An 11,159-nucleotide genomic window follows, 5' to 3' on the forward strand; every position below is an offset into this window, starting at 1 on the left:
TGTAATAAAAGAAGCCTTTCTGTTTCCAACAAGCGGATCGTGTTATGGCTTCCTCTGTCCTTCATGCAACAACACACGTTAATATGCCCGACCCTGAAGCGGCGATTAATCTGTTAAGTGGATTTTACAGCGAGCACGATTGTGATGTGCAAAGGGACGGTGAAACCTGCGTGATTTCGGCCGGGCCAGGGACGTTTCGGTTAGGGCTTGGGGATCAAAAACTCGACATTGTCGTTGCGGCCCCAACGGATACCGGTGTCAGTCAGCTTCAGACCAATATTATCACCATGATTGATCAATTGGTGCCGGGGGCTGATGTGACATGTCGCTGGCAGGGCGCGGGGCAGGGGCGTGCCAAAAATGGTAAGCTGCCCAATTTTCGTGAATTGACCGTGGGCCGTGTGACCGACCTGAGTATGGATATGCGCCGCTTGCGCCTGTATGGCGATGACCTGACCCCGTATCAAGCGGGGGGCATTCATGTGCGCCTGCTTGTTCCGCCGCAGGGTGATTTGGCCCCGCAATGGCCCGGCCTGGGCGAAAATGGCTTGCTGGTGTGGCCCGCGGGCGAAAAACGGGTGGAGCAGCGTACCTATACCATCCGCCAAATCAATGTGGATGCAGGCTGGATGGATATTGATTTTGTCAGGCATGGCGACAATGGCCCGGCATCACGTTTTGCGGAGAATGCCACATCTGGACAGCTTGTGGGGGTGAGCGGGCCGGTTGGCAATGAACTGCCTGATGCCGACTGGTATTTGTTTGCCGCCGATGAAACCGGTATCCCGGCAATTTGCCGTTATCTTGAAGAGGTGCCAGGGGACAAAACCGGCCAGGTGATTTTCGAGGTTTCCAGCCCCCAGGCAAAGTTTGATATTCCGGTGCATCCTGGCTTTGACACGGGTTGGGTCTTTCGGGATGGCAGTCATGCCGAAGGCTGTGCCGTGCCTGACCCGACCGCCGGAACCTGGCGAGGCGACTTTGTTGAAGCGGTATGCCATGTGTCGCTGCCGGATGATGGACGGCGCATATTCTGCTGGACCGCCAGCGAACAGGCGGCCTATCGCCATTTGCATCATCATTTCCGCAAAGACCGCCAGCTTGACCGCGATCAGTGCCTGATCATGACATTCTGGCGGGCGGAAGGTGCTTAATCGCGGATAATTTTGCAATGCTGCAAAAAGTTAGCCTGTGCTAAATTGATTTTTGCTTTTGAACTTGATATGACAAATAGTCGTTCAAAAGCGGGAGACGGGAATGGCTGGCGGGGCGGCGCTTCCAAGCAAGGAAAACCATGCAGAAACCTTTGCCAGGCTTCGCGATGCCCATGCGCGCGAAGTTACCGAAGATTATGTGGAAATGATTGCCGACCTGATCGTCGAGGAAGGCGAGGCCCGCGCCGTATCCCTGGCAGAACGTTTTGGCGTGACCCCGGCCACGGTGAACAACACGATTAAACGGCTGGAACGTGACGGCTTTGTCTCCAGCCGTCCTTACCGCTCCATCTTTCTGACCGAGGCAGGCCAGGCGCTGGCCGACAAATGCCGCGAACGCCATCAGATTGTGTATGACTTCCTGATCGCACTCGGCCTGGATGCCCAAATTGCCGAGTTTGATGCCGAGGGGATCGAGCATCATGTCAGTGCGGAAACGCTTGAGGTTTTTCGAAAGTTTACCGAGGCGCAGAAACGCAAGGATTGATCCGGGCTTCTGTATGAACCAGATGACCTGATGCTGCCGGGCAGGCCCCCAAAAAGTGGGACCTGCCGGATATGCGTTTTTTTCGTGCAGGTATTTCTTGCTGACAGATTATCAGGGACGGGACGGAAACACCCCTTTTGTAACAATGCAAGCCAGAAGGGGTTGTTGCCTGGGGCGTAAGGGTATTGCTGCCGGGGTCGATGAACCGGATGCAAGTGTTCGATTTGTGGCTGTATTGGTGGAAAGGGTGACCGCATTGTTGTGAAGTCTCGCATCTGTCGCAGTGCCGTAAATCGGCATTTTTTTCCCGATCAGGCCGCTTGATGGTCTTGTCGCGGGGGAGCCGTTTTGCGGCGATGTGGAGTTGCCCTCTGTGGCAGTCCCTTTTAATGTTCCGGTGATTTCTGCTGTGCCAAGTTTCCACTCGTGCTTATGGGCAGGCAGGTTTCCGGTCGTAAGCGTTACGGTTTCTCTGCCGTATGATTGGCCCAATGTGACAAGGGGTATGTCGTCCCCTTTCCCCGCGCCGGCAATCGTGCGTCCCCGCAAATCGGGTAGAGCAAAAGTTGTTGCGCCGTCGCCGCCAAACCGGGAGCCTAATACACCGTACAAAGCTGGGTTTTCAGTAGTTTCAAGTTGCTGACCGTTTGCAGCGGCATAATCTGGGGGGCAATATAGTGCGGAGGTCCAGCAGACGGAGCCAAGATATCCATCTTCAGCACATTCTGACGCTTTGACCTCACCCGGATCATTCGCAAAAGCCAGTATAAATACTGTAAGAGCGGATAAATACCCCGCCCGACCAAATTGTTTCAGTGATCGTTTCATCTTTGATTTCCTTGCCAGCCAGCTTTGTGTTGCAATAGTGAATAACCACTTCCCGCAATTATGGTCTTTGTGGATAGTAACCTTTAATGGCGATACAGGCGGTCAGGCCAAGACGAGGGGCTGTTATATTTATAGGGAGTGCTGCGCCTGTGTCCTCCGTAGTCCCGGTTAGTCCGCTTATACTGGCGGTCACAATGCCCTCCTTCATGTTTATTTCCGGGGTCGTATTATAATAGGCCTGCGTCTGATTGGCAGAAGCAACACCGGGATAGCCGTTTGCCGGACTGTTGGCTGTGGAGGTTGATATGTTCGCCTTAAGCGTGCCAGATAAGTTGAACATTGCCGGGTTAATCATGTGCAGATGGGCTGGCATGTCGTTTGGTGTCAGGGTTGTGGTGGTGCTGCCACGTTTGTCGCCTCGGTTGATCTGGCGTCCTGGTGAATCATTTTCAGCCACAACACTGCGTCCGCGAAGATCGGGAAGCTGAAAGCTGTTTCCCGTACCGCCATATACGTTTCCCATAAGGGAATACAGTGCCGGGTAGCTTGTTCTTTGTAATTCTTGTCCGTTTGCCTCTGCATAATTTTTAGGGCAGTAGTCTCCGGCCATCCAGCATATTCCGCCAAGCATGGGCTCGGTTGAGCAAGTGGCACTTGCCTGCTTTGGTGTGACAAGTAGTGACGAGGAGGCCGCAATCGCTGCCGCCAGAACAGCTTTTTTGAAATGGGTCATTGAATTTTTCCTGGGTGAAGCATCAAAACAGGATCCGTTTGGCGATGTCACTTACGGTATGGGCGGATATACGCCGTTGACATTAATGCAGGCACGCATCCCGAGTTGAGGTCCAACGACCGATATCGTTTGAGGAACGTTGGGTTTCTGGGGTGTTTGGCTGCTTTGCACCGTTGCTCCGGCAATGTTTGCTGTCACAACGCCTGATACCATTTCACCATTTGCTGTGTCGGCATAAAGCAGGGTGCCGGATGATTGCGGTGCCGCAAGAACATTTCCCGCCGGCGTTCTTTCAGTGCCGGGTCCGCTCTGAACTTTGACGTCAATATTAGATGTAACCGTGATGGTAACACCGTGATCGTGCTCGGGAAGGGCGAGCGGTGATACGTATGTTTGATCCAGTGAACCTATTGCGGATCCTAAGAAGACCGGTGAAAGCCCGGGCCCGGTTCCGAAGCTGATGGGCTCGTAGCCGCGCATATCTGGCAGATAAAAATATTCGTTACTACTCCCGGGGCTATACGTAAATCTGACAACAGAAAACAAAGCAGCATTACCTGGTAGTGGAAGCCGACGACCATCGGCGGGTAAATATCCGTCGGGACAAAAATTTATAGTTGTCCAGCAAATGCTGCCGATATAGCCATTTTCATTACATGCCCTGGCTGGATCGGGCCGAAATGTCAGGGCTGTTATCGCGGCGGTCCCTGCGATGATACAGCCAAAAATGTTACGTCGCATTTGCTCCCTTCTCCTGTGTCATATTGATTTTCAAGATAAAATTTTGACGCAAAACAGAGTTTTAAACTTGGACAAACTGTCTGCTTAAGGTTGTATTTTTCGTTTGTACGAAAAGGCATTGTGCCTTTGCCGGTGACTTGTTCTATTGACGTGTCAAAGGGGGAGGTGTGAAAATTTTTGCGGTATCGTTCTGTTACCGGGAAGCGGCGGGTGCATATAGCAAGGTGGCCGTGCTAAAGGCCGCGATGCAGGCAACAGGAGAATGGTTAGGCAGAAACCTGTGCCAGGCAGAACGGTGCCCGTGCGCGTTAGGGGCCCGAAAATTATATGGCAATGATTGCCGATTTGATCGTCAGGTCGGGGCAGGCGATGCCGCTGGCCGCGTGTTTTGAGGTAAGTCTGGCGACGATGATTAAGATCATCGCACGACTGGCAGGGGACGATTGTGTTTCCTGACCAAGGTGGTCGGCAACTTGCCAGTAAATGTTACGAATGTGGCAAAATCGTTTCCGATTTTCTGATCTTGAAAGGTCTGGATGCCCGACTTGCCGGACCTGTGCCCGGAACGGCCAGGTGTCTTGATCGTGCCTAAAGCCAGAAGGTTCTCTGCAAATTTGTCAGGCAACAGAAGAACGACTGTCAGCCAGGGCGAATGTGCAAACCAATGCACCCCTGATCTGCCTTGCAGGTCCCCAACAAAGAAGGACCTGCCAAATATGTATTTTTTAGAGAAGTTTTAAGCCGGTTTTACACCTTACTCGCGGCGCGGATAGTTCAGGCTATTTATGTTGATGCAAGCCAAAAGGCCAACCTGATCGGTACGCAGGGGCATAGGAGCCCGGTCCCGTCGACCGGCTTTCTCTGTACGGTTTATTTCAGGGTCGCTGCGAACGGTACCAATGTGTGCAGCGAAACTGCCAGTTGGTGATTTGCTGTAAATGGGCGTTTTTTTTGCACTGAGACCATTTGACGGCCTTGCTGCGGGAATGCGGTTCTCTGGCGAGACAGAATTGCCCTCTTTCGTTGTTGCCAGTAATGTTCCTGTGATTTTGGCTGTTTCGAGCGAGAACTTATGGGAATGGGAGGGGAGGTTCTCCGTCTTCAGGACTACACTTTCTTTGCCGTATGTTTGGCCTATGTAATTTGGGTTGGTGTCGCCCGGTCTTTCTCCAGTTCCAACAATGCTACGCCCCCGTAAGTCAGGTAAGGCAAAATTCGTAACCCCGTTGCCACCAAAGCGATTGCTAATTAAGCTATATAATCCTTGGTAATTATTAAGGGGCATCAAAGCACCATTTGCGGGATGATAATTTCTTGGACAAAATGTCGCCGCAGTCCAGCAGACAGTGCCGAGATATCCGTCTTCGCTGCAATCCGAAGCCTTTGCGCCATTCTGGAGGCTTGCAAAGGCCAGTATGAATATTGCAAGAGCAGATAAGCATCCTGCCACGCCCGTCCGTTTGAGAGGCACTATCATTTTTAATTTTCCTGTCAGTCAGCGTTTATTTGCAACATGAAGCAAATGTGCTTGTTAATTTTTTGGTGGAAATATTCCCGTCAAGGCAATACATGCGGTCAGGGCAATGCGGGGGGAGAGGATGTTTATGGGGGTCCCAGAGCCTGTTTGTTCTGTTGCACCTTCTAATCCGGTTAAATCGCCGGTGACCATATTCTCCCTCATCTTCGTATTTGAGGATGGATCAGAGTATGGCTGAAGCGCAGGTTTTGACGCGACGCCAGGATAATGATTTATCGGCCTGTGGCTGTATGCAGAACCGTACGTACTGGCAGCCACGGTGCCGGATAAATGGAATTTTTTTGGGTCAATCTCATGGCTGTGTCGGGGTATTTGATCTTGCGATAGGGTGATTGTATTGCTCCCTCTTGCTTCTCCCTGTCTGACGGAAAGGGGGGAGTGATCTGAAGATCCTGTGACACTGCGCCCCCGAAGATCGGGAATCCTGAATTGCCCTTTTGGTGCGCTGCCATAGGTATTTCCAAGAAGAATAGAAAGAAGCACAAATTCATCAGATGGTAATATTCTTCCATCTGCGATCATATACTCTGTCGGGCAATAATCCGCCGCCATCCAGCATATGCCACCAACATAGGGATCGGGGGAGCAAGAAGCACGTGCCTGATATGGCATGGCAAGCAGAAACGGGCAGGCTGTAACTGCGGCTGCAAAAATCATTTTCTTGAAATGGATCATTGAATTCATCCTGCATAAGACCTCAAAAGACAATTTTGGTGAAATGTTTCACGGTGTGGTTCCCCCCTGAGGGGCCGGCTTTGTGTCTTCAGTCGCGGGTATGGTCGGGAAGTTATCCCCAACATTAATGCAGGCAAGCATCCCGAGTTGCGGAGGAACGATGCGAACGGGATCTGAGACGGGTAGGTAACCCTTTGAGAAAGTGGCTTCACTTCTCGAGGAATAAGTTGTTGTTTCTTCCCCGATAATATTTGCGATTATAAAATCTGAAGCCATGTGCCCATTTGCCGGGTAGGTATAAATCTCGTAATCTGGATTTTCCAGCTTGGCAAATACGTTGCCCGTCGGGACTCTTTCCGTAGCTGGGTTTTCGCTCACTGCGATATCAACCGGAGATTCAAATTTGACGCCATGATCGTGCTCGGGAAGCGTTGTTGTTCTTAACGTAAATCCCTTGCCTGAATTACTGTTTATCGGACCGGCGGATATTGGTGTAAGTCCCCATCCGGTTCCGGTGCCAACGGGTTCGTGTCCTCGTAAATCGGGTATGGAATAAATTTCATATTCATGAATTGTCGAAATGATAAGCTCTAGTTCATTGTGCTCATTGCCGTATTTATCTTTATACCACTTGATGTCCCACTCATGTTTTATTCGTTCCCAATCTTTGGGAACATCTTTGTACTCTCGTGTCTCATATGTTCCGATTTTCGTACCATATGCGTGGCCGATCAGAACTTCCAGTTTGCGAATATTGTCATTAGTCAGCTTCTGGCGATCGAAAAGCCAACTGCCATCAGCGGGCAAATATCCTGCAGGACAATAGGGGATGGCGGTCCAGCAAATGCTGCCAACATAGCCTTCCGGGTTGCAGGCCCTGGCCGGATCAGGCCGAAATGTCAGGCCTGTTACCGCTGCCGTTGCGGCAACGATACAGCCAAAAATGTTAAGTCGCATTTATTCCCTTCTCCCGTGCGATGGTGTTTCCCAGGATTAAGTTGAGCCCGGAAATTTCAGGCGCCATTGTCCGGGTTTGTCATGCTGTTGACGGGCGGGAAGGGATTGTGTGAAAAAACAAATCGCACCCAAAATTTCAATTTTAAATTGAGATTTGCGGGCTTCGATATTTGTTGGGGAATTTCTGAGAGGCAAAAGGAAGCGGGATGGATACCTTAAAATTGCAAAGGGCGACCGACGGCGCATGAAGGTTGTTGGGTGAACCAATGCAGCGTGACGTCGCGATATAATGCCCGCAAAAGGGATATGCCAAACGCTTATGCCTTTTGCGGGGAAGGGTGGTTTTCCTGACTATTGAGAAATGCCAACGGTAATGATGCACGCCAAAAGCGGTTCCTGCGGCGGGCGTATGGGGATTGTGCCCGGGGTGGCTTGCCCGGTTTTATTCGTTCGGGCTGTTTCAGGATCACTCGAAACGGTCGCCGCATTCTCGCCAAGTCGCGCGTCAGGAGATGCGCCATAAAGAGGCATTTTTTTTCGAATGATGCCACTTGACGGTCTTGCCGCGAGAACGCGATTATCCGGCGATATCGAATTTCCCTCGGTTGTGGTCGCCTTTAGGGTGCCTGTAACTTCGGCTGTGCCCAGTTTCCACAGATGTGCATGGGGCGGGAGATTGTCGGCTGTCAGGGAGACTGATTCCGCGCCATAAGACTGACCCAGGGCAACTGGCGGAATGCTGTTTCCCTTTCCTGTTCCGGCAATTGTGCGTCCGCGCACGTCCGGCAAGGCAAAAGTTGTTGTCCCATCTCCTCCGAACCGGTTGCTTATGGCTCCGTATAAAGGCTTATTATTTTCAATGCTTAAAATGCGGCCATCTGCAGGCATTGCATTTTGCGGACAATGATTGGCAGCAGTCCAGCAGACAGAGCCAATATACGCCTGCACTTGGTCAGTCGGACAGCCCGATGCCTTGCTTTCCCCAGGGATGGTCGAGACCGCAAGCAGGAATACCGAAAAGGCCGATAAGCATGCTGCGGGACTGATTTGTTTTAAAGACGTTTTCATTATTCATTTCCTTGCCAGCCACTGTTTTTGTGCGGCATTGCATAAAATTTTAGCGATTTTGGGGAAGCAGCCCTTCGTGTGCAATACAGGCCGTCAGGCCAATGCGGGGTGCTGTGATGGCGATGGGGGATGCTGAACCTGCCGTGGTTGTGATACCCGATACGCCTTCAAGGTTTCCGGTGACAATGCCGACCATCATGTTTTCATCAGGAGCTTTGTCAGAATAGGCCTGTACCAACTCTGCAGAAGCGACGGCAGGGTGGTTATTTGCCGGGCTGTTGGATGTAGGGGCGGATAAATTGGCTTTGAGCGTGCCCGATAACTGGAATTTTGACGGATCGAATGTGTGGGAATGGGCGGGCATATTCTGAAGCGTCATTACCGTATTGCTGGCCCCGCGATTGTCGCCTGGTTTTATCCCGCCTGCTTCGGAAGTCGCGCCAACCACGCTTCGCCCGCGAAGGTCGGGAAGCCTGAAAGTGCCACCCGAACCGCCAAATCTATTTCCAATGACCGCATAGAGTGAATGATTGAGCGATACGGGAAGGGTTGCGCCGTTTGCCTCCAAATAATTGGCGGGGCATTTGGGGGTTGCCATCCAGCATATCGAACCGACGAAGGCATCGGCAGAGCAACTGGCGCTGGCCTTGTTTGATGTGAAGAGCATGAAGGAGGAGGCTACAGCAGCTGTTGCCAAAGTAATCTTTTTGAAATCTGTCATGTGGTTTTCCCCGGACGAAACAGGATGGCGATATTAACTTTTGGTTGAATATTGCTCTTATTCCTCATATACACCGTATACATTTACACAGGCCAGTAAGCCCAGTTGCGGGCCAAGGACCGAAATTTTTGTTTGCGGGGAATCCGGGGTCATGCTGGTTGTTACAGTTTGCCCGGCAATATTCGCCGTTATAATACCCGGCGCCATTTCGCCATCTTCGGTTTTGGCATAGAGGTTGATGTCTGATCCCTGTGGTGCCGCTAAAACATGTCCTGCGGGGCTTCGTTCATTGCCCGCGCCAGACTGAACGTTAACGTTAATGCCCTGGCTTGCCGTGATTGGAACGCCGTGCTCATGTTGCGGTAGCTGATCCTGCGAGATTAATTGGCTCTCTGATCCATTAACGGGGGTTCCGGCGCGTATTGGTGTCAGCCCGGGGCCGGTTCCGATGCCAACAGGTTCGCGACCCATCAGGTTGGGCAGGTTAAATGTAAAATCACTGCCGCCATATTTATAACCGATAATATTAAACAAAGGCGTATGTGCACCGACCTGAAGCGAGCGCCCGTCAGCAGGCATGTATTTTTCGGGGCATTTGGAACCGACAGTCCAGCAAATGCTGCCCATATATTCCTCCTCGTTGCATGCCAGGGCGTGCTTGGGCAGATACGTCATGGCGATTATGGCGCTTGCCCCGGCAAGAAAATTGCCAAAAAGTTTGAGTCTTCTTTGATCCCTCATGCGATATTTCTCCCAAAAATTGATATTGAAGGAATGATGTTTCGTCATTAGGGGAGGAAATATACAAAAATTTTATTTTAAAGAAATAATAATCAATGTTTTTCAACCAAGAGAGTTGCCGGGTTGTGCACCGTGCTTGTCCCAAAAAGAAACGGTGTGTCCTGGCAGTATGGGGGGGCGGGTGCGGCCAGCCTTTCTGCTGGCTTTGGAAACCTGAACGTGCAGGAATTCCATCCCCCTGCCTGGGAATATGAATGGCACAGTGCCTGTATTTTAAGTTTAAGTTTTTGATTTACGCGCGTATTTGTTGTGTGTACCAATTCAGTTCAGGCTGACTTGGCGGTGAATACGATGTTGTGCTGGCGCGTAACGGATTGCGCGTGTTCAGTGCGTTTGATTGTTTAATGGGTTGCATCATGTGGGGCTGGACGATTTGATGTCATCATCCAAGTTGCATTTTATTTCAGGTTTGCCGCGTTCCGGTTCCACGCTGCTGGCGGCCCTTTTGCGCCAGAACCCGCGTTTCCACGCTGCGATGTCAAGCGCCCTGGCGCCTCTATTGGCCGCCAATCTGAATGTGATGAGCGCGGGTAACGAGGCGTCTTTGTTAATGGACCCTCATCAACGCCCGGAAATTTTGCGTGCGGTGGCCGATGCTTTTTGCCACACCACCACCGATCGTGAGGTGTTTTTTGATACCAACCGGTCCTGGTGTGCAAAAATGCCCCTGATTGCCGACCTTTACCCCAGCGCCAAGGTGATTGCCTGTGTGCGTGACCTGCCCTGGATACTCGACAGTCTTGAGCGCCTGTTTCGGCGTAATCCTTATGAAAATACCCGGCTTTTTGGCAGTGATGACGAGCGCGGATCGGTTTACAGCCGAACCGAGAGCCTTGCCCGTCACAATCGCCTGGTCGGTTATCCGTGGACGGCGCTGAAAGAAGCATTTTACGGCGAGCAGGCAGGAAATCTTCTGGTTGTGGATTATGAAATCCTCGCCAAATCACCCGAAAAAGCCCTGCGACTGATTTATCAGTTTATCGAAGAGCCCTGGTATGACGGGCATGATTTTGACAATGTTGAATATGACGCCCCCAGGTTTGACGACGCACTTGGCGTTGCCGGGCTGCACAAGGTGCGGCCAAAGGTATCGTTCGAGGCGCGAAAAACAGTTTTGCCCCCGGACCTGTTCAAAAAATTCGAGGATATGGATTTTTGGCGTGACAGTAGCGGCAGTGCGGCACATGTGCTTGTGGCCAAAACGGCAAAGCTGGATTCAGCAGCACTTGCAAACAAACTCGCGCACTTGAAGTCATGATCCTGACAAATTCAGACATTCCCTGCTATTTCCCGGTTTAAGTAGTTGTTTTTATTCTATTTATGAAATCAACTTTATGTAATTGCACAACTATGGCTTGAATTTGTTGTTGCTTTTCAGTTGTTTTTGTTAATATCGT

12 protein-coding genes are annotated in these 11,159 nt (G+C 51.2%); 3 read left to right on the forward strand and 9 right to left on the reverse strand.

Going from position 1 to position 11,159, the window contains the following annotated elements; translation table 11 throughout:
- Window positions 1–44: 44 nt before the first annotated feature.
- Both LF95_RS13985 and mntR read left to right on the forward strand, forming a co-directional pair.
- Window positions 45–1,154 carry a siderophore-interacting protein gene (locus LF95_RS13985; protein ID WP_073955653.1) on the forward strand — a complete coding sequence of 370 codons (1,110 nt, stop codon included), beginning with the start codon at window positions 45–47 and terminating at the stop codon, window positions 1,152–1,154.
- Between the two features lie 103 nt (window positions 1,155–1,257).
- The gene (gene mntR, locus LF95_RS13990; protein WP_073955654.1) at window positions 1,258–1,701 is read left to right on the forward strand and encodes a manganese-binding transcriptional regulator MntR; all 444 of its coding nucleotides are present in this window, start codon (window positions 1,258–1,260) and stop codon (window positions 1,699–1,701) included.
- Between the two features lie 111 nt (window positions 1,702–1,812).
- Here mntR and LF95_RS13995 read toward each other — a convergent pair whose 3' ends face one another.
- The 9 genes from LF95_RS13995 to LF95_RS14035 all read right to left on the reverse strand — a co-directional run bounded on the left by LF95_RS13995 (window position 1,813) and on the right by LF95_RS14035 (window position 9,702).
- Window positions 1,813–2,529, reverse strand: coding sequence for a phage tail protein (locus LF95_RS13995; protein WP_073955655.1), 717 nt, complete (start codon window positions 2,527–2,529; stop codon window positions 1,813–1,815).
- A 58-nt stretch (window positions 2,530–2,587) separates the two neighbouring features.
- Window positions 2,588–3,262: a phage tail protein gene (locus tag LF95_RS14000; RefSeq protein WP_073955656.1), complete on the reverse strand. Its 675-nt coding sequence runs from the start codon at window positions 3,260–3,262 to the stop codon at window positions 2,588–2,590.
- Between the two features lie 51 nt (window positions 3,263–3,313).
- Window positions 3,314–4,003, reverse strand: a complete 690-nt coding sequence (locus LF95_RS14005) for a phage tail protein (RefSeq protein WP_073955657.1) — start codon at window positions 4,001–4,003, stop codon at window positions 3,314–3,316.
- Window positions 4,004–4,757: 754 nt separating this feature from the next.
- A complete protein-coding gene (locus tag LF95_RS14010) occupies window positions 4,758–5,480 on the reverse strand; it encodes a phage tail protein (protein WP_073955658.1) in 723 nt (240 codons plus the stop codon).
- A gap of 54 nt (window positions 5,481–5,534) precedes the next feature.
- Window positions 5,535–6,215, reverse strand: coding sequence for a phage tail protein (locus LF95_RS14015; protein ID WP_073955659.1), 681 nt, complete (start codon window positions 6,213–6,215; stop codon window positions 5,535–5,537).
- 48 nt (window positions 6,216–6,263) lie between these two features.
- Entirely contained in the window at window positions 6,264–7,172 is a 909-nt protein-coding gene (locus LF95_RS14020) for a hypothetical protein (RefSeq protein ID WP_073955660.1), read from the reverse strand.
- Between the two features lie 351 nt (window positions 7,173–7,523).
- Window positions 7,524–8,240, reverse strand: coding sequence for a phage tail protein (locus LF95_RS14025; RefSeq protein WP_073955661.1), 717 nt, complete (start codon window positions 8,238–8,240; stop codon window positions 7,524–7,526).
- 49 nt (window positions 8,241–8,289) lie between these two features.
- Window positions 8,290–8,961: a phage tail protein gene (locus LF95_RS14030; protein WP_073955662.1), complete on the reverse strand. Its 672-nt coding sequence runs from the start codon at window positions 8,959–8,961 to the stop codon at window positions 8,290–8,292.
- A gap of 57 nt (window positions 8,962–9,018) precedes the next feature.
- Complete coding sequence (locus LF95_RS14035; protein WP_168173707.1) at window positions 9,019–9,702, reverse strand: phage tail protein; 684 nt, start codon at window positions 9,700–9,702, stop codon at window positions 9,019–9,021.
- A 436-nt stretch (window positions 9,703–10,138) separates the two neighbouring features.
- On the opposite strand from LF95_RS14035, the gene LF95_RS14040 reads away from it, so the two are divergent.
- Window positions 10,139–11,020, forward strand: a complete 882-nt coding sequence (locus LF95_RS14040) for a sulfotransferase family protein (RefSeq protein WP_073956292.1) — start codon at window positions 10,139–10,141, stop codon at window positions 11,018–11,020.
- Window positions 11,021–11,159: the final 139 nt, after the last annotated feature.

This window comes from Thalassospira sp. TSL5-1, assembly GCF_001907695.1.
Taxonomy (GTDB): domain Bacteria; phylum Pseudomonadota; class Alphaproteobacteria; order Rhodospirillales; family Thalassospiraceae; genus Thalassospira.

What these genes read in the sequence shown, in the direction of transcription:
- LF95_RS14005 (WP_073955657.1), bottom strand. Translation starts at nt 4,003, where the DNA reads ATGCGACGTAACATTTTTGGCTGTATCATCGCAGGGACCGCCGCGATA.
- LF95_RS13985 (WP_073955653.1), top strand. Translation starts at nt 45, where the DNA reads ATGGCTTCCTCTGTCCTTCATGCAACAACACACGTTAATATGCCCGAC.
- LF95_RS14025 (WP_073955661.1), bottom strand. Translation starts at nt 8,240, where the DNA reads ATGAAAACGTCTTTAAAACAAATCAGTCCCGCAGCATGCTTATCGGCC.
- LF95_RS14020 (WP_073955660.1), bottom strand. Translation starts at nt 7,172, where the DNA reads ATGCGACTTAACATTTTTGGCTGTATCGTTGCCGCAACGGCAGCGGTA.
- LF95_RS14040 (WP_073956292.1), top strand. Translation starts at nt 10,139, where the DNA reads ATGTCATCATCCAAGTTGCATTTTATTTCAGGTTTGCCGCGTTCCGGT.
- LF95_RS13995 (WP_073955655.1), bottom strand. Translation starts at nt 2,529, where the DNA reads ATGAAACGATCACTGAAACAATTTGGTCGGGCGGGGTATTTATCCGCT.
- LF95_RS14000 (WP_073955656.1), bottom strand. Translation starts at nt 3,262, where the DNA reads ATGACCCATTTCAAAAAAGCTGTTCTGGCGGCAGCGATTGCGGCCTCC.
- LF95_RS14010 (WP_073955658.1), bottom strand. Translation starts at nt 5,480, where the DNA reads ATGATAGTGCCTCTCAAACGGACGGGCGTGGCAGGATGCTTATCTGCT.
- LF95_RS14030 (WP_073955662.1), bottom strand. Translation starts at nt 8,961, where the DNA reads ATGACAGATTTCAAAAAGATTACTTTGGCAACAGCTGCTGTAGCCTCC.
- LF95_RS14015 (WP_073955659.1), bottom strand. Translation starts at nt 6,215, where the DNA reads ATGATCCATTTCAAGAAAATGATTTTTGCAGCCGCAGTTACAGCCTGC.
- mntR (WP_073955654.1), top strand. Translation starts at nt 1,258, where the DNA reads ATGGCTGGCGGGGCGGCGCTTCCAAGCAAGGAAAACCATGCAGAAACC.
- LF95_RS14035 (WP_168173707.1), bottom strand. Translation starts at nt 9,702, where the DNA reads ATGAGGGATCAAAGAAGACTCAAACTTTTTGGCAATTTTCTTGCCGGG.